15 protein-coding genes and 2 pseudogenes are annotated in these 16,586 nt (G+C 60.4%); 5 read left to right on the top strand and 12 right to left on the bottom strand.

Annotation, left to right across the window (positions count from 1 at the left end; all coding sequences use genetic code 11):
• The 7 genes and pseudogenes from AC1DWF_RS26805 to AC1DWF_RS26775 form a co-directional block, all read right to left on the bottom strand.
• Positions 1 to 717, bottom strand: a 717-nt coding sequence (locus tag AC1DWF_RS26805) for a GMC family oxidoreductase (RefSeq protein ID WP_476842245.1), incomplete at its 3' end; no start/stop codon positions are given.
• Positions 714 to 1,217: a thioesterase family protein gene (locus AC1DWF_RS26800; RefSeq protein ID WP_476785277.1), complete on the bottom strand. Its 504-nt coding sequence runs from the start codon at positions 1,215 to 1,217 to the stop codon at positions 714 to 716. The genes AC1DWF_RS26800 and AC1DWF_RS26805, both read right to left, overlap by 4 nt.
• Positions 1,218 to 1,223: 6 nt before the next feature.
• Positions 1,224 to 1,931 carry an ABC transporter ATP-binding protein gene (locus tag AC1DWF_RS26795; protein WP_476785276.1) on the bottom strand — a complete coding sequence of 236 codons (708 nt, stop codon included), beginning with the start codon at positions 1,929 to 1,931 and terminating at the stop codon, positions 1,224 to 1,226.
• A complete protein-coding gene (locus AC1DWF_RS26790) occupies positions 1,924 to 3,696 on the bottom strand; it encodes a branched-chain amino acid ABC transporter ATP-binding protein/permease (RefSeq protein ID WP_476785275.1) in 1,773 nt (590 codons plus the stop codon). Before AC1DWF_RS26790 ends, AC1DWF_RS26795 begins: the two co-directional genes overlap by 8 nt.
• Positions 3,697 to 3,731: 35 nt before the next feature.
• Positions 3,732 to 4,610 (bottom strand): branched-chain amino acid ABC transporter permease, encoded by an 879-nt coding sequence (locus AC1DWF_RS26785; protein WP_476785274.1) that lies wholly within the window; start codon positions 4,608 to 4,610, stop codon positions 3,732 to 3,734.
• 193 nt (positions 4,611 to 4,803) lie between these two features.
• On the bottom strand, positions 4,804 to 5,649 hold the full coding sequence (locus AC1DWF_RS26780) for a sugar phosphate isomerase/epimerase family protein (RefSeq protein WP_476804450.1): 846 nt from the start codon (positions 5,647 to 5,649) through the stop codon (positions 4,804 to 4,806).
• Between the two features lie 153 nt (positions 5,650 to 5,802).
• Positions 5,803 to 6,039 (bottom strand): annotated as a pseudogene (locus AC1DWF_RS26775) (ABC transporter ATP-binding protein); the annotation flags it as partial.
• A gap of 35 nt (positions 6,040 to 6,074) precedes the next feature.
• On the opposite strand from AC1DWF_RS26775, the pseudogene AC1DWF_RS26770 reads away from it, so the two are divergent.
• Both AC1DWF_RS26770 and AC1DWF_RS26765 read left to right on the top strand, forming a co-directional pair.
• A pseudogene (locus AC1DWF_RS26770) lies at positions 6,075 to 6,922 on the top strand (DDE-type integrase/transposase/recombinase).
• Between the two features lie 120 nt (positions 6,923 to 7,042).
• Positions 7,043 to 7,273, top strand: a complete 231-nt coding sequence (locus AC1DWF_RS26765) for a hypothetical protein (RefSeq protein ID WP_476789552.1) — start codon at positions 7,043 to 7,045, stop codon at positions 7,271 to 7,273.
• 6 nt (positions 7,274 to 7,279) lie between these two features.
• Here the strand turns inward: AC1DWF_RS26765 and AC1DWF_RS26760 are convergent, their stop codons facing one another.
• The 5 genes from AC1DWF_RS26760 to AC1DWF_RS26740 all read right to left on the bottom strand — a co-directional run bounded on the left by AC1DWF_RS26760 (position 7,280) and on the right by AC1DWF_RS26740 (position 14,213).
• A complete protein-coding gene (locus tag AC1DWF_RS26760) occupies positions 7,280 to 8,134 on the bottom strand; it encodes a sugar transferase (protein WP_476789553.1) in 855 nt (284 codons plus the stop codon).
• A 256-nt stretch (positions 8,135 to 8,390) separates the two neighbouring features.
• Positions 8,391 to 10,169 carry a GumC family protein gene (locus AC1DWF_RS26755; protein ID WP_476842244.1) on the bottom strand — a complete coding sequence of 593 codons (1,779 nt, stop codon included), beginning with the start codon at positions 10,167 to 10,169 and terminating at the stop codon, positions 8,391 to 8,393.
• Between the two features lie 233 nt (positions 10,170 to 10,402).
• Positions 10,403 to 10,777, bottom strand: coding sequence for a hypothetical protein (locus AC1DWF_RS26750; protein WP_476784752.1), 375 nt, complete (start codon positions 10,775 to 10,777; stop codon positions 10,403 to 10,405).
• A gap of 132 nt (positions 10,778 to 10,909) precedes the next feature.
• Positions 10,910 to 12,340 (bottom strand): hypothetical protein, encoded by a 1,431-nt coding sequence (locus AC1DWF_RS26745; RefSeq protein ID WP_476842243.1) that lies wholly within the window; start codon positions 12,338 to 12,340, stop codon positions 10,910 to 10,912.
• A gap of 190 nt (positions 12,341 to 12,530) precedes the next feature.
• Positions 12,531 to 14,213, bottom strand: a complete 1,683-nt coding sequence (locus tag AC1DWF_RS26740; protein WP_476784754.1) for a hypothetical protein — start codon at positions 14,211 to 14,213, stop codon at positions 12,531 to 12,533.
• Between the two features lie 92 nt (positions 14,214 to 14,305).
• Here AC1DWF_RS26740 and AC1DWF_RS26735 point away from each other — a divergent pair, with 92 nt between their 5' ends.
• The 3 genes from AC1DWF_RS26735 to AC1DWF_RS26725 form a co-directional block, all read left to right on the top strand.
• Positions 14,306 to 14,959, top strand: a complete 654-nt coding sequence (locus AC1DWF_RS26735) for an HAD family hydrolase (RefSeq protein WP_476804489.1) — start codon at positions 14,306 to 14,308, stop codon at positions 14,957 to 14,959.
• 7 nt (positions 14,960 to 14,966) lie between these two features.
• Positions 14,967 to 15,881 carry a phosphotransferase gene (locus tag AC1DWF_RS26730; RefSeq protein WP_476789535.1) on the top strand — a complete coding sequence of 305 codons (915 nt, stop codon included), beginning with the start codon at positions 14,967 to 14,969 and terminating at the stop codon, positions 15,879 to 15,881.
• A partial coding sequence (locus tag AC1DWF_RS26725; protein WP_476842242.1) for a glycosyltransferase family protein occupies positions 15,878 to 16,586 on the top strand: 709 nt, incomplete at its 3' end. The genes AC1DWF_RS26730 and AC1DWF_RS26725, both read left to right, overlap by 4 nt.

Genomic DNA, 16,586 nt, shown 5'->3' with positions numbered 1-16,586 from the left:
GGCGAACTCCACGCCAGTGGCGATGCCGCGCTCGATGACGACACGAAGKACTGGCGCATCGACGAACAGCGTCAAATTGGGCCGCTTCAGCGCCGGATGCAGGAACGCCGCAGACGCGCTCGACCGCTTGCCCTTGCCGATGGTCATGTCTACATGACCGAAAGCCTCGGGCGCATCCTTGTTGAGGTCGTCGGTGAGCGGCAACCCTTCCTGCCTGGCAGCGTCGAGGAACATGTCGCAGACCGGAGCTGTGCCCTGCCCCTTGGAAACCTGCAACGGCCCGTTGTCGCCATGGATGGCGCTCGCGCCACGTTCGTTGGTCTCCGACTTCATGAAATAGGGCAAGACGTCGTCATAACCCCAGCCGTCGCAGCCGAGCGCCTTCCAGTTGTCATAGTCGCTGCGATGGCCGCGCATATACATCATGCCGTTGATCGAACTCGACCCGCCAACGATACGCCCCTGCGCCCAGTAGAGCCGCCGCCCGCCCAATGCCTTTACCGGTTCAGTCTCGTAGCCCCAGTTGTAGGCCGGGTTAGTGCCGGTCGCGATATTGGCGCCCGGTATCTTCAGCAACAGCGCCTTGTCCAGCCCGCCCGCCTCGATGACTGCCACACGCATTTCGGGGTTTTCTGAAAGCCTTGCGGCAAGCACGCAGCCGGCGGCACCTGCGCCAACGATGACGTAGTCGAATTCGAGGTCGTCGGTGCTTGTCATTTCTTGAAATCTCGCCGCAGCACGCCCTTTGGCCAAGGCAGATGCGCGTGTTCGGTCGCCAACGCCGACAGGCGGTCGGCTACATCTGGCACGACGATCTTCGCGGCCTTGCGCACGCGCAGGTCGACATGGATCGACAGGCCCTCGACGGTCGCTGCCCGATAATCCTGGTCGACGTTCCACAATTCGTGGAAATGGTGGACGCGCTTGAGGTCGGTCCACAGCACGGTACTGCGCGCCTCTAGCTTGGCGTCAGGCATCAGCTCGCGCTCGTAGCGCACGCTCTTTTCCAGCCGAAAGAAGCTGTAGCTGGTACTGCGGATGTAGTCGTCATGGATGCCGAACACCTCGAACAGTTCGGTCTCGGCGATGTCGAACACCCGGTCGTACCACGACACGTTCATATGCCGATTGACGTCGAGCCAATGCGGCTCGACGCTGCCGCGAAAGCTTATATGTGGGCGCGGCGTCTCGCTCGCAGCCGCATCCTCTCCAGCCATCCGTCCTTACTCCGCCGCCGCTGGAGCCGGAGCGTTCAATTTCTCGTCGAGTTCGGATGCCAGGCAGGAGAATTTCACCTTGCCGCGCTCGATGATCATCGCGCGATCGGCATAAGGTGCTGTCACAGCAAGATGCTGCTCGACGATGACAACCGCCGTCCCGGTCTGCGCCCACCGGCGCAGGAAGGCGAGGATCGGCGGCAGAAGCGCCTGGGCGAGGCCCATCGAAGGTTCGTCGCAGAGCAGAACCTTCGGCTGAGCGATGAAGGCCTGGCCGAGCGCCAGCATCTGCTGCTGTCCGCCTGACAGGTCACGGGCGTAGAGCTTGTGCTTTTCCTTGAGGATCGGAAAAACCGCGTAAATTTCCTCGACAGCATTGTTGAAACCGGCCCGGTCGCCGCGCCGTGCCGCAGCTCCCATGCGCAAATTGTCGAACACGCTGAGCTCGGGAAACACCCGGTGCCCGTCGAGCACGAGCCGCAATCCCGATTGCGCCACTTTTTCCGGCGCCAACCCGCCGATCGACCTGCCCTGCAGCAGCACCTGACCGCTATCGGGCTTGTTGAAGCCGGCGATCGCCCGCATCAATGTCGACTTTCCAGCACCGTTCTCGCCGCCGACAAGCAGGATCTCACCTGCCTTGGCCGTCAGCGAGACATCCCGCAGTACCGGGATCGTGCCGTAGCCCGCCACAAGATTCTTGACCTCAAGCATGGCGCGACCCCACGAACATATGCTGCACCGCCGGGTCCTTGGCGACCATATCCGGCTTACCCGAGGAAACCACCCGGCCCTGTTCCAGAACTGTGATGGTGTCGGCGATACCCCAAACAAGGTCGAGGTCGTGTTCGACAAGGATGACGGTCTTGCCCATCTGTCGGCTCAGGAATTTGACCAGATTGGCGAAGTTGGTACGCTCGCCCTGCGACAGGCCGGCGGCCGGCTCGTCGAACAGCACGATGGTGGCTTCCTTGAGCACCGTGCGCATCACCTCCACCAGCCGGCGCTGGCCGTGCGACAGAAGATTGGCGCTGTCCTGGCCGAACTCGCTCTCCATCGCCTTGGCAAGTGCCGTGATGTCGGGGCTCGCAGCCCCCACGCGGGCGTCCATGCCGATCTTCAGATTGTCCCATAGCGACAGCTGGCTGAAGATGCGTGGCGCCTGGAAGGTGCGGCCAAGGCTCATATTGGCAATGCGGTCGGCGGCCATGTTGGTCGCATCGACACCGTTGATCATGAACGAACCTGTGTTCAGGCGGCTGAGACCGGTCAGAACATTGAGCAGGCTAGTCTTGCCAGAACCATTGGCGCCGATCAGGCCGTGAACCTCACCCTTGCGTACCTTGAGGTTGACGTTGTCGACAGCCACCACCTGGCCGAACTTCTTGGTGCCGTTGCGCACCTCGACGGCAAGTTGTTCGGTTGGTTCGCGCGCCACCTTGCCCGACTGGAGATTGGCGAGGAAACCGTCGATACGGAAAGCCTGTTCGCCGCCACCGGTCTGCTTGCGTTTGGCGCGCAAACGCTCGATCGAGCCGACGATGCCGTCAGGGAAAATCAACACCGCCGCCAGCGTCAGGCAGCCATACATCAGCAAGCGGTATTCGACGAACTGCGCCAGCAGGATGTTGGGCAGGATGAAGACGATCCAGATGCCGATGATGGGGCCGAGCATCTGACCGCGCCCGCCGACGACGACGGCGAAGAAGAAGACAAACGAAAGCTCGATGTTGAAGCCTTGCGGGCTGACAAAAGCGACCGTCGGCAGATAGAGGATGCCGCAGATGCCGGTGCCGATCGAGGCGACAATGAAGGCTACGAAGCGCATCACGCCCGGCTTGATGCCCAGCGAGCGCGCGGCTTCCGGGCTCAGTGCCGCGACGAACATGCTGCGGCCGAGCTTAGAACGGCGGATATGGTAATGCGCGGCAAGCGCTATCATCGGAAACACGGCCACGGCAATCGCCAGCGGCGACATGCCGAAGACAACGGGATCGGTCAGTTCCGGCACGGAAACGCTGATGCCGTTGATGCCGTTGGTCCACTTGTCGAGCGTGACCAAAAGCTGCGGGAATACGATCGCAGCGCTCATGGTCACGAAGCCAAGATGGAAACCCTGCACGCGCAGTGCCGGCAAGGCAAACAGCAGGCCGCCAAGAACCGCAGCGACGATGCCGCCAAGCGCTGCCAGCGCGAACGGCCAGTCATGCAGCCCATAGAGGATAGCCGCGCCATAGGCGGCAAGCCCGAGGATCGCGCCCTGGCCAAACGATTTCTGGCCGGCATCGACAAACAGCATGTTCTGGAAGATCGCCGCAGCGATATAGATGTTGACCAGCTGGAACGTGTGGATCCAGTAGGAATTGCCGAGGATGACCGGGCCGAATCCGGTGATCGCGATCAGTGCCACGCCGATCCAAACCTGCGTCAGATCGGAGTTGAAGCGACCTTTCGGCCTGGTTTCTGCGGTCACGGACATGGGCCCAGTCTGCACGTTTGCATTCGCCCGCATGGTCACACCCGCCTTGCGCCAACGCGGCCGAACAAGCCCTGCGGTCGGAACATCAGGATGATCACCAGCACCAGCAGCGAAGCCAGGTCCTGGTAGGCGCCACCAACCTTGTAGGCGGTCAGCATGGCGACCACGCCGACGAGCGGACCGCCGATCAGCGTTCCGGCGTTGGAGCCGATGCCGCCAACCACAGCCGCGACAAAGCCGTTGAGCACGTATTTCAGGCCGGCGTCAGGGCTCACCGAAATCACCGGCGCAACCAGGAAACCGACAGTGCCGACCATCAGGCCACTGATGGCGAACGAGACCAACTGCAGGCGGCGCACGGGAAGGCCAGCGGCACGAGCGGCATCGAAATCCTGCGACAACGCGCTGATGGCGAGACCAATGAAGGTCTTGCGCAAGAAAAAGCGCAGCGCGAAGAACCAGAAGATCATCGCCACAATCGCCAGCGCATAGGCCCCCGGCGTACGCGTGCCCAGAATGCGGAAGCTCGGCACGACACTGGAGACGGAATAGGCGAAGGGCCCCTGTGTGATCATCAAAAGTGCAGCGACAATCACGGAAACCGAAACGGTCGAGATCAGCCAGCTATCCTGCTCGACCGAAGAGCGTAGCGGCAAAAGCGTGATGTAGCCCTGGAAGGTGATCACGGCGGCAATGAGCAGGCCGGTGAGGACCAGCATCAGCGTCCACTGCCCAAGCCCCACCTGATTGGCCAGGAAATAGGCGGCGAAACCGCCCAGGATGAACATGTTGCCCTGGGCAAAATTGAAGATATTCGTCGCGCCATGGACGATATTGAAGCTCATCGCGATGGTGGCGAAGATCGACCCGATGGCGATCCCGCGTATCACGATGATCAGTATTTCACTGAGCATAAGCTCGCCTCCCTGACCGCACTTATGACCCTGCCCTTGCTGGCGCCGGGCTAACCCGAACGCATGATGAGGGTAGGTATTTTTGCAACGAGCTTATGCGGAGCCGCCGCTGCCGCAACATCGTTCGAACGGACTAACGTGGCCGTGCAAATTCCAGACAGGAAAACAGGCGCAACAGCACCTCGTCAGCGCGTCAAATCCTGTCGAAGCAGCGTCTTGCGCTCAGAAAGGATACCGCCGCGGCATCTTTCAGCTCGCGTCCCGCCTGCTGTGGAGAAATGATCTCGACAGTTAGCGGCACTTGAACGCCCATGCCGTCGAGAGTCCCTATGAATGCCTTGAGGTCAAAGGCGCCTAGCCCGCACAATTTTCGATTCATCGTGTCGTCCGCAAGCGTTCCGCTTGGCTCCGCCTCCGCATCGTTGACCTGGACGCAGAGCACACGGTCGGCAGTAATTCGCTTCAACTCGCCCAGTGGCACGCCGGCGCGGAAGATGTGCCACGCATCGATCACCAAGCCGGCGTTGGGAATGCCCTCGATGAGGCGCAACGCGATAGCGACGTCGCGCACATTTCCCCAGGCGACCAGTTCGAGCGCGATTTCGATGTCGTGCCGAGCGGCACGCGCGCAAAGTGCCGCAAACCGCTCCCGCATGACCTCCATGGCTATGCCKCGTCCACCGAGATCGGGACCAACATTGAGCACCTTGGCACCAAAAGCCTTCACCGCCTGAAACGCTGTTATCTCGTTGCGACGCGCGACCTCGCCCGCCTCGCCGTCGAGACACCAGTCAGTCAGGAACTCGACCGACACGTGCTTCATGCCGTTCCGCTTGAGGATCTGGCGCAGCTCGGCATCGTCAAATCCCGCCTGCCGCTGCTCGGAATAGTCGCGGAAATGCAAGCACATGCCGGTGTAGCCGGCGGCGGCGCACGCCTCGACCCTTGGAGCGAAGGCGTGTCGCGAGGCCACCGGTCCTCCCGGCACAACACCACTGATCGTGTGGGAACTACAGACATATTCGCGCGGCTTGGTCATGGCGTCCTGCGGCTGATCTTTGCTCAAGATGCCGGCTTTGACGCCTGCTCACAGGTCCGTTCGGACTATCCATTCACCCATGCGCGTTGTCGCCAAATCCAACAAGGCGAAAACCGGGGCTCTACATCGTGACCAGTCGAGCGCGCCTATGCTTCAGTGCAGCCCGAATTCGCGCAGCAGTTCCTCGCGGTAGCGGACGAAACGGGCTTCGCTGCGGTCGCGAGGTCGGGGAAGATCGACCTCGATCAGCCGCGCCGCAGCATCTTTTTTCTTGGGCAGGACCAAGACCCTGTCGGCGAGATAGACCGCCTCCTCAAGGTCATGGGTGACCATGATCATGGTGACGTTCTCCTCGCTCCAGATACGGGCGAGTTCTTCTTGCATGGTGATCGGGCATCCTTGTTGGCCGAAACAGGGGATGCACTATGGGCCAGGTTCTTCATGGGAGCGCCACGACGACAGAGGCGGTCCGTCGAGCGATACAGCATAGTCAAGAGAGCCTGAGGGCGCTGGCGAAACGCTACGGAATCAACCAGAAGACCGTCGCCAAATGGCGGGAGCGGACTTCGGTGGCCGATCTGCCGACCGGTCCGAGGGAGCCGAGATCGACAGTGCTCTCGCTCGAGGAAGAGGCGGTCATCGTCGCCTTCCGGCGCTACACTCTGTTGCCACTCGATGACTGCCTCTATGCCTTACAGCCCACGATCCCGCACCTGACGCGTTCGTCATTGCATCGTTGTCTGCAGCGCCACGGCATCGGTCGCTTGCCGGACGTAGAGGGCGACAAGCCGGCGAAGAAGAAATTCAAGAGCTATCCGATCGGCTACTTCCACCTCGACGTCGCCGAGGTGCGTACCGAGCAAGGCAAGCTGCACATGTTCGTCGCCATCGATCGCACCTCGAAATTCGCCTTCGTCGAACTGCACGAGAAGGCCACCACCGCCATCTCCCGGGAGTTCTTGCTGCGCCTGATCGCGGCGGTTCCCTACAAGATCCACACCGTGCTCACCGACAACGGCATCCAGTTCACCACCCCCGGCGCCGGCGGTTCGGCCGTGCCGCTAATCAAGGAGGCCATCGCAAACGGCGAACTCTTCCGCGCCCATGCCTTCGAATACGCCTGCGCCACGAACGACATCGAACACCGCACGGCCGCAGGCTCAAGACCCTCAAAGGCCTCACGCCCTACGAATTCATCTGCAAGGCATGGCTTTCCCAGCCACAACGGTTCTCTCGCGACCCGCTCCAGCAAATGCCGGGACTAAACATCTAGTGAGTCGGCAATGCCGGCCTTGGAAAATTACAAAAGCCCTGTTCAGTCTGGCCGGTGGAGTGTTTCAATATCGGACAGCACCGCTATGATTCGCCAAGCCCCAAAAGGGAGACAGCTGACGTGCTTTGGAGCCTCATCACAGTTGCCGCATTTGGCGTCTTGCTGGGGTTCAGCTTTCGCGCCCCTGCGCTGATTGCCGCAACGGCCCTGACCGCCACGGCGACAGGGCTTCTACTCGAAGGGCCAATTCTCCAGCGGATATTGCTCCCAGTCGTCGTCCTGCAATGCGCCTACCTCGTGGGACTTACGCTTGCCAGCCTGTGGCGGCGGATCGTCACTGGCGGCAATTGAACGCGCCTATGACGCGTCGTCGAAACGCATGACCGCAAAGATCGTGCGCACCAGAATGACGGCGTCGGCCCGAAGGGACCAGTTGCGAACGTAATGGCTGTCCAGCGCGACGCGGTTCGAATAGTCGGTGCTACTCCGCCCCGTGACCTGCCACAGCCCTGTGAGACCCGGCCTGGTCGCCAGATAGTCCTCAACGGAGCTTCCATAGCGGGACAACTCGTCCGCTACCACTGGGCGAGGCCCGACGCAGCTCATCTCGCCTCTCAGAATGTTGAACAGTTGGGGAAGTTCGTCGAGGCTCGACTTCCGCAGCAGCTTGCCGAGAAAGGTGATGCGCGGGTCGCATTTGAGCTTCCTGTTTGCATCCCACTGGCGGGCTGCATCGGGGTCTCGCGCGAGATAGTCACGCAGAACTTCGTCCGAGTTGCAGACCATGGAGCGGAACTTGTAGCACTGGAAAGGCTTGCCGCCGAAACCGACGCGTGTGTGGGAATAAAGCGCAGGCCCGCCAGTGGTGAGCCTAATCACCAGCGCGACCATCAGCATCACTGGAGACGCCAGCGCCAGCGCGCAAAAGGCTATGACCAAGTCTTCCAGCCTTTTTGCCCGGCCACCCAGCGGGGTCGACGGCGGGCCGCCTGCGTCCACTTTGGCGGACTGTTCGCCCTCTATTGGAGCGGTTGCCGCACCGCCAGCTGGCGGATCGAAAGCGGAAGAGATGGCGGCTGGCGCCCAGCCCCAATCACTGGGGACCACAAGCTGATAATCGAGGCTCACATTTGCCGACGCGCGCGACCGGGTTTTCCGTGGGTGCCGGAAATGCCGACGGGGTGCTCGCTTGCCAGGGACATTGATCGTCATGGGCGTATCGCACTGTTGCTATCGTGGCCCTACCATCACAGCCTCGGGCATCGGCGAGCAAGAAAGGCAAAGGTCGTATCGGCATCGATGGGGGGCTACACCCTAAGCCTAAGGCAGTAGCTGCCTGCACCCATGCACTGCACCCAATGCCATTGCGCTACCTGATTCCGGGAGTGGAGATGACCGAATCCATGGCGAGATTCGCGCACGCTACAGCTCGGGCGGGATTGCGAGATGATTGGAAAAGGCGCTGACCTCAGCGAGCGCGGCGACCAAAATGCCCTTTGTAGGTCTTGTTTGACCTGATGCGGACATTTGTGATCACCGCTCCGATGATCGAGGTCTTGCTGGCGTGCATCGTCTTCACCAGTTCGCTGAACAGATCCAGCGGGGTCCTGCCCCACTCGGCAACAAGGATCACGCCGTCGAACAGCGGGCTCGCCGCCATGCGGTCAGAGCCGCATGTCAATGGCGGCAGGTCGACGATGATCATGTCGTAGGCCTTCATCTCCGCAAGCAAAGCACCCATGTTCCTGGGCGCAAGAAGGTTCCTTGAATCGGCTACCTTGCTCRGCAGGATCTCGAATGCCGCCTTCGACGTCGGCACCAACCCGTCGCTCAAGACCGAGTGGTAGATGTCGGCATCGACCACCAGGGTTCGCGCGCCCGACATCGCGTAAAGGGCCGCGAGATTGCTCGCAAACGAGCTCTTGCCGTCCGAAGGCAAGCCCGAAACGACGCCGATGCAACGCAGCGAAACGCCGGAATCCGCCAGGCCAATGGCCGTTTTGGCGCGCCTGAGACTGTTGCTGTATTCGGAAAGAGGCGAGATCGCAGCCTCGTTCAGCGTGTCGCGAGCCCCCATCCCCGACAGCGGCGGCATCTCGCCAATGCATTCGAGGCCAAAGTCTTCTCGCAATTGCCTGGAGGAACGGACCGTTCGATCAAGCGCGTTTCTCAAGAACGCCAATCCAATGCCCGCTAGAAGTCCAGCGAGTGCGCCAAAGGAAAGCACCAGTTTCTTTCGCGGTGCGCTGGGCACCAGGGGCCGTGTCGCGGCGGTTATGACGCGCGCATCGGCGACGGGGTAGGATTGCTGGCTTACTGAGCTCGTGAACGCCTGCAGGAAGCTCTCATACATCTTGCGATACGTGTCGGCGGTCACCTCGAGCTCTTCGAGGGTGGGCGCGTTGCCGACGCCCCCCCCTGCCTGGCTGGCTTCCCCACCTGCTGCGCTACTCTGCTGCTGACCGACGCCATAGTCATGCTTCGCGCGAAACTCCTGCGCGATCTTCGTTGCCTGGTTCATCTGACCTCGCAACTCATTCAATCGCAGTTCGAGCCATGCACCGCCTTCGCGTGCGGATGAAGCCTTGGTCTCAAGTTGTTCGCGCACGAAGGCATCCGCAGTCGCATTGGCGATCTTTGCGGCCATGTCCGGATCGGGCGATTGGAACGCAATATTGATCGCGTAGGACACCCCGACGCGGCGAATATCCAACCCGTCGGTGAACGCCCACATCGTATATCGGTTGCGCTCGAATTCGCCGGCGCCACTAGCCAGGCCGGCATTGCCAGCACCGTCACCGGCCTTCCCAAGTCCCACGCTCTTGGCGAGCATTCTTCCCAGCTTGGCAAAGCGCTCAGCAAGCGTCGGGCTTTGCGTGCGGAAGGCCGTATCCTTGTCGAGCCCGAGGCTGGTGATCACCATCTTTGCAATCTTTTCCGATTGCATGACCGCTATCTGGCTCTCGACCTGCGCGGTATCGAGCGTGAGATTCACTTCGGCCTGCTGCTGCTGCAGAAGCTGTGGGACTTTCGGCTCGATGAGAATTTGCGTTTGCGCCGTATAGACCGGGTCGGTCGTGACGACATAGAACCAGGCGCAGGACAAGGTGATCGCGACCGACCCTGCAATAGTGCGCGTATATCGCTTCAGGAAGGCCGTAATGTCGGCAAAGCTGATGAACTCGCGTTCATCCGCCTCCTGCTGCTCGGTCACTGGTTGCCAGCGCGGCGCTAGACGGCTGTCCATCGCGAAACCTGCCTAGCAGTGTTGATTGTTTTCGTTTGATGGAAGAAGTCCCGCAACTGCATGCCGGCAGGCTGCTTGGCGATGCCGCGTCCGTTTGGAGGTCTCGATAGGCCAGACATGTCTTGCGACCCAATATGTTCGTATCAAGCTTAGCCTCGTGCAGTAAAACGTAAACGCCGCCAAATGGCGTATGGGCTGCACGCCCCGGCTGTCGCTTGGCTGCTGACTTTCAGCTAAGTCGCGCCGTCAGCCAGACCAGGGTTCCGCCGGCGCCGGTCTTTTCGCTGCAACAGCAACGCAAGCTTTTGCTTGATCCCTTCGATGAAGGCTGCCCGCCGCTCCAGGGAAGAGGAACGCTGGGAACAAAGAATGAGCGATGCCGTCAGCGTGTCGACCTTGACCGACAGTTTGGCGGCAGTGCGCGTTTCGTTTTCCATGGCCTCGAACGCAAACGCGGCATTTGCGGCGATCCTCTCATGATGGTCTTTCAGCTTGGCTCGCTCCGTCACGATATCGTCGCCGATGTCGTCGAGCAGCATCAGAAGGTACCCGAAACGTCCTGCGTTCCGATCACTGACCGCCAGAGGAAACCTGTTGAACAGCTTCATATCCAAGCCGCCTTATGAGCCACGTGGTACAGCATACGAACCCGAGTGCGATCCGTGCCGGAAAACCCGTCCTCACATCATATGCAAAATTGGCGGGGCGGCGACGCATCCCTTTGGCGGAACCGCTAACCTTCAAGCTGCAATCGCCGATGGGCCAACAACCGAGCGGCTCCGACGGGYGGCCGCCATGTTGCGCCGCGCGCGCGCCCTGCTGGCCGAAATGACCGCAAGCGCGATGAAAAACAGCATGCCGGGATCGGCACTTCCGCTGACCAGCGAAGCGGCAACCATGCTGGCCATGGCACTGGCGCGCACGCTCGCCACGATCGCGTCCGTCTCAGAATCTACCCAGGCTGCCATATGGCCCATGCCCCGTGCCACGACAGCGAGCAAGGTCACCATCAGCAAGGCTCCAACGACCCCCAGCTGGGAAAGCACCGCGATCACCCAGCTTGAAGCCCGCGAACTACCAAAGCCAATGCCCAGACCACTCGTGTCGGTGAAGGCCTGGAGGCTCTTCATGTTCCAATAGGCGCGTTCCTGGCCGGATGAGGAGTTACTCTTGTTGATGACCATCGAGTCGATGAGCTGGATGAACGGGTCGAAGAAACCTTCATTGTAGAGACTTATCGCCAGGGCTACGAACATGATCGATACAAGAGCTCCCAGGATCAGCAGCTCGTCGGAATTCAGGCGCCCCTGGGTCATGGAGCGACCAAGGGACAATGCCACGGGAACCACGAGTATCGTCAGGCCGACATAGGCCGTCGACGACGTCGACAAAATGACGAGTGCAAACAAGACGACTGAAAACCACTGGGCAAGCGATGATCCGGTCTTGCGCCAATAGGTATAGGTGAAAGCCAGGCATGCAAGCGAAGCCGTCCCGAAGGCGGAAGCCTCTGAGTACGCGCCGGCGATCCGCAAAAAACCGCCTTCGCTGACATTTGTCAGCATCGCGTAGCTAGCAGTGCGGATCGGCTGCAAGACGTCACCGGCGCCGGCGGACTTGCCCACGAAATCCAGCAGCCCCATGCCGGCGTGCAGGCCGCACCATAGAAAAAAGCCCCTGCGAACCTGCTCCAGACGATCCGCCCGCAGCAGCAGGACACCCAGGGCTATGGCGGTGAGCCCCCCAAGAACGAAATATCCGGTTTGGGAAATGTTGGCCGAAACCGGCTCAAGCGCGGATTCCACGACCCCCGAACGAAGCTTCGACTGGACAAAGACACTCGTCTGCCCGGCAAACAGGCGTGGAAACAGCCACGATCCGACGGCGGCGTAGACCATCAGGCAGAAAAGAACCCACAATGGGCGCATGCTGCCGAACACGAGACCCAGGTCCCGCCAAATGCTCGTCTTGGCGGCCACGGCCGTCAGCAGAAGGGCTGCGAAGAATGTGTAGATCAGAGGCGATGAGCCGCCCAGCGCAGTCAGCGTCATAAGCGCTGTCGAACCGAAGGCGAGTGATGCGATCAGGCCAACGATCAGAAGGCTACGGGCATAGTGGCCGGCGATCAGGACGCCGATGCAGACGATCAAACCTGCCAACGAGAGCTGCATGAGCTAGCTTCTTTGCCCAAGCGCGGCGCACCGGCTGCAGGCGMCGCAGCAGATCGGATGAGAATGGTCGGACATAGCAGTGTCGCCGGATTCCTAGCCAGGTCTTTGTCATTTTCGCTAGGTACGGATTTGTACACAAGGAGTCCAAAGGGCGTAGCCCTGCGGCTGCCTACATCCCTGACAAGCCGCTTTAAAGTCGATCGCGTCTGGCGGCTTCGATGAGCGCGGCATCGACCGCGTCCATACGGCCAGTTGCATCCTGTTCGATGGCGGCGATGATTTCTCTCGTCGACAGGGGCTCTGTCTCTGCCAACGGACCAAAACGTGCCGCCAGCCGCTCAACACCAATGCCGTTCAGCCAGCAATGCTGTGCCAAGCTGGAATGACCGTGGAAGCCCGGCTCGCATTGCAGGAAGCCCTGTTCGGCATAGCGCGGATAATTCTCGAAGACGTCGGCATAGGTTCGCATGGTCTGCGGCGACCCGATAGCCAGTTGGTCGCCGACCAGGATTCTCGCGTACTGATGGCCAAAACCTTGGTCGGCGAACAGCAGGGCGCTGTTGCGGCAGACTGCCTGGACGTCGCGCCAGCCGAAGCCGACCATCGTCACCGGCTTGTCTGGCCGAATCCGAAGGACGAGATCGAATTCCTTTCCGCTGGCCTGAACCTGCGCGGCACAGGCAGCGATCTTGTAGTGCATCTTGGCTGAGTTGGAGAACGATGAGAAACGTTCAGCCTTGTCATCTTCAACCCGCACATTGTCGGTGGCGAAAAAGGACCTCAGCTCGCTGGTGCTGACGAGGCCGGTGCTGGCCAGCGTCTCAAATAGCGATCGATAGCGGCCGCGCATCTCCTCAATGCCAAGGCGCGTGCAATAGTCGCGGTAAGCGTCGGCAAAATGCACACCGGCAAAAGGCAAGATGTTGCGGAACGGCTCGGCACCCGAACGGCCAACATCGTGCCACGTATCGACGAAGATTTCGTGTTCGGTTCCCGGCAGAAGAATCTGTTTGAGGCTTGGGAAGGCCTTGCGGAAGCCGCGCAACTGGCCCGAGATGCACACCGCAACGCGCGGCTGGCGTCGCCCGGGCAGGCTGAACCCAAGACGTTCGCGCAGCATGGACTTGCCTGCATGCAGAGCCTGATAGGGCTTAGCCTGCATTAATCTCAGGCGCGTGCTTGGCGCTGCAGCACCTTCCCTCACGCTGCGTTTTTCAAATGACTTTGCGGCCGCTACATCCTCAGCGGAACCCTTGCCAGCCAGCGCGTCGTCGATTCTTTTGCGACCAACGACACCCTGGCCGGTAATCCATTGGAAAAGCAAAAGCTGAAACAAGGGGAACGATGAGGTGTCCGCCGTCGTCAGTCGGTCGATATCAGCGATATTGCGAGCAAAACTCACTTGGTCGAACATGGAATTGTACGGCAATGCCATGTCGGCAAGTGTAAATCCTGGCAGCGCCTCCAAATGGACGCGAGACAACTCCGCCTGATCCAACCACGGCCCGAGAAAATGCCGCAGTTGGATAAAAAGCAGGACGGCTTTCTTGGATAGAGGGCTCTGCGACCAGAGTTCCCTGAGGAAGGGATCGAGCGTGCGGGAAATGATGGGTAGCGTCTGCTTGAGATTGGCCGAATGCATCTCGGCTGAGCACAGCAGGAAGTGCGGCGGCGCATTTGACGCTACATCATCGAGGATCACGGCGCGGAAAAATGCGTGCTGCTCACCCTGCGGCCAACCGGCATCAAGTGACTGTTCCAGGATCGCGTGAAGCAGCACTTTCGCTGCCTCTGCATGATCACGGTGCTCTTGCGGAACTGCTAGAAAACGTTGCGCGAACTCGCGCAGCGACGGAGTGACAAGTTCGGCCAAGATGTTCGTTCCATTATCCAAATATAAGGAACTGGCGACTAGTGAAATGACGCAGAACCCACCTTTGCATCTATCTCAAAGAGGTTGATAAATTGCGCCTCCGTTCAGCTGAAGAGATCGTCGGCACCACAGCTCCTTCGCACGGCTGCTTGCTGTCTGTGGATGAACTTGTTCACTACGACGCCCTGCTTTTCGATCTCGATGGAACACTGGTCGACACGATGCCACTACACCATCGCGCTTATGCCGAGGTATTCGCGGCACGCGGGGCGGAGCTCACGCTTGCGGATTATATGGCAGCGGTCGGTGCGCCGGCACGCGAGGCGATACCCCTGATGCTGCATGCGACCGGCATCATGTCGATAACCCCTGACGAAGTGCTCGCCATCCACCGCGACAAGAAAACCGCCTTCGCGCGAATACTCCTTTCCAGCGAACCGCAGGCGCTTCCTGCGTCGAGATTGCTTGAGGCTGGTGGCGAAAAGAAGCTCGCGCTGGTTTCGTCGGGTAATCGTGATGGGGTGATGGCCATACTGGCGACAATGGGCTGGACCGAGCTCTTTGGCGCAATCGTCAGCGGCGACGATGTCGACAATGGCAAACCCGATCCGGAACCTTATCTCAAGGCTGCAGCCACGCTTGGCGTTGAACCAGCGCGCTGTCTGGTCCTGGAAGACGCCGAGGCCGGCTTGGCCTCGGGTCGTGCCGCGGGCATGTCCGTCATCGACGTCACGCAGTTCCGTTAGTCGGCACATGATCGCCCCGAGCGCCCATCCCGCATTCGCTAACTTTTCTGAAGTCATTCCGCTTTCGGGATTTTCGGGCGCGACAGTGGCGTTGCTACGCACCAGCTCCGGCAACCCCTTCGTCCGCAAGGCCGCAAACAGCCTTGCCGCCAATGCAGGCATCACAGCTCAGTCTGCCCGGCAGGAATGGCTGCGGGGAGCGATCGATGGCGTGGCCAGCGTGCCGCGCGTGCTCGACGAGAACGAGGCCCAGGGCCTGCGCTTCTACGACATGGAATTCGCGCCTGCGCGCGACGCCATCAACTACCTTTCGACCGCCACCTTCGAGCAGGTGGCGATGTTTTCCGACCGTATCGAGCAGCTCATGCGAGCACTGGCTTCGGCCAGCCCACGTACTCCATCAATCCCGCCCAGCCGCGCGACGCTTGCAGCCAAGCTCGAACAAATCTCAGAGCGTAGTGCCGGAACTCATACAAATGAACTCGCCACGCTCCACGAAGCCCTGCTGCTTATGGACGAAATCACCAGGCCTGATTTGCCGACGGCCTCTCACGGCGACCTGACCTTCGAAAACATCCTTGTCGGGCGGCGCGGCGATCTTTCTCTGATCGACCCGATCGAATCGCCATTCGATCATTACTGGTTCGACTGGTCCAAGCTATTCCAGGAATGCGAAGGGCACTGGCATGCTCATCGGGGGCGTGCAATTGCAACCAGCGTCACCTGGTGGCTGCGCGACCGCTGGATGAAAGCGGCCGCCAGCCAGTCACCACTTTATCCGGCACGGCACTACTTCTTCCTCGGGCTGACCTTTGCCCGCATTCTTCCATATGCCCACAGCGAGGCCGATAGCGCCTTCGTTGCGCGCCGTGTAGCAAGCTTCGGCCGCGCCGCCATCGACACCATAAGGAGCCAGCGATGAAGATCATCGTGCCATGCGCGGGGCGGTCCTCGCGATTTCCCAACATGCTGCCCAAATGGATGTTGCCGGACAATGACGGCTTGCCGATGGTCTACAAGGCCATCCGCGGGCTGAATGCGCCAGTCGAGGATCTCGTCGTCACCATCCTCGCGGAACATCAGCAGCGTTTCAACGCCATCGAAGGCCTCAAGCGCGCCTTTGGTCAGCCGGTGCATTGCGTCGTGCTTGACGAGCCAACATCCAGTCAATCAGAGACCGTGGTCGAGACGCTGCGCCGCGCCGGCATCGACGAACCGTTCATCGTCAAGGACAGCGACAACTACTTCGAGCTCGGAACGATCGAAGAGAGATACAACTACGTCTCCGTGGCCTCATTGGAGGATTTCGATCAGGTCAACCCGCAAAACAAAAGCTACGTGCAGGTCGACCAGGAAGACATCATCATCAATTTTCGCGAGAAAAAGGTGATCTCCGACCTGTTCAGCGTTGGCGGCTACTTCTTCACCGATCCGAAGGCATTCCTTGCGGCCTATGATGAGATGTTGCGCGGAACTCGCCTTGCCGGTGGCGAGCTTTATCTGTCCGAAATCATCGCCTTCATGGCGCTCAATGGCCATATATTCAAAGCACGTAAAGCCAAGAAGTATGATGATTGGGGTACTGTCACCGAATGGCGGCGTAGGCTGGAAAAGCAGCGCGTCTACC

The organism is Aminobacter sp. P4_D5, assembly GCF_056401815.1.
The sequence above is the reverse complement of the archived record's forward strand: the minus strand, read 5'-3'. Positions and strand labels throughout refer to the sequence as shown.

Coding starts and splice junctions, on each gene's coding strand:
- AC1DWF_RS26750 (WP_476784752.1), bottom strand. CDS start 10,777: ATGAAGCTGTTCAACAGGTTTCCTCTGGCGGTCAGTGATCGGAACGCA.
- AC1DWF_RS26790 (WP_476785275.1), bottom strand. CDS start 3,696: ATGTCCGTGACCGCAGAAACCAGGCCGAAAGGTCGCTTCAACTCCGAT.
- AC1DWF_RS26800 (WP_476785277.1), bottom strand. CDS start 1,217: ATGGCTGGAGAGGATGCGGCTGCGAGCGAGACGCCGCGCCCACATATA.
- AC1DWF_RS26795 (WP_476785276.1), bottom strand. CDS start 1,931: ATGCTTGAGGTCAAGAATCTTGTGGCGGGCTACGGCACGATCCCGGTA.
- AC1DWF_RS26730 (WP_476789535.1), top strand. CDS start 14,967: ATGATCGCCCCGAGCGCCCATCCCGCATTCGCTAACTTTTCTGAAGTC.
- AC1DWF_RS26785 (WP_476785274.1), bottom strand. CDS start 4,610: ATGCTCAGTGAAATACTGATCATCGTGATACGCGGGATCGCCATCGGG.
- AC1DWF_RS26760 (WP_476789553.1), bottom strand. CDS start 8,134: ATGACGATCAATGTCCCTGGCAAGCGAGCACCCCGTCGGCATTTCCGG.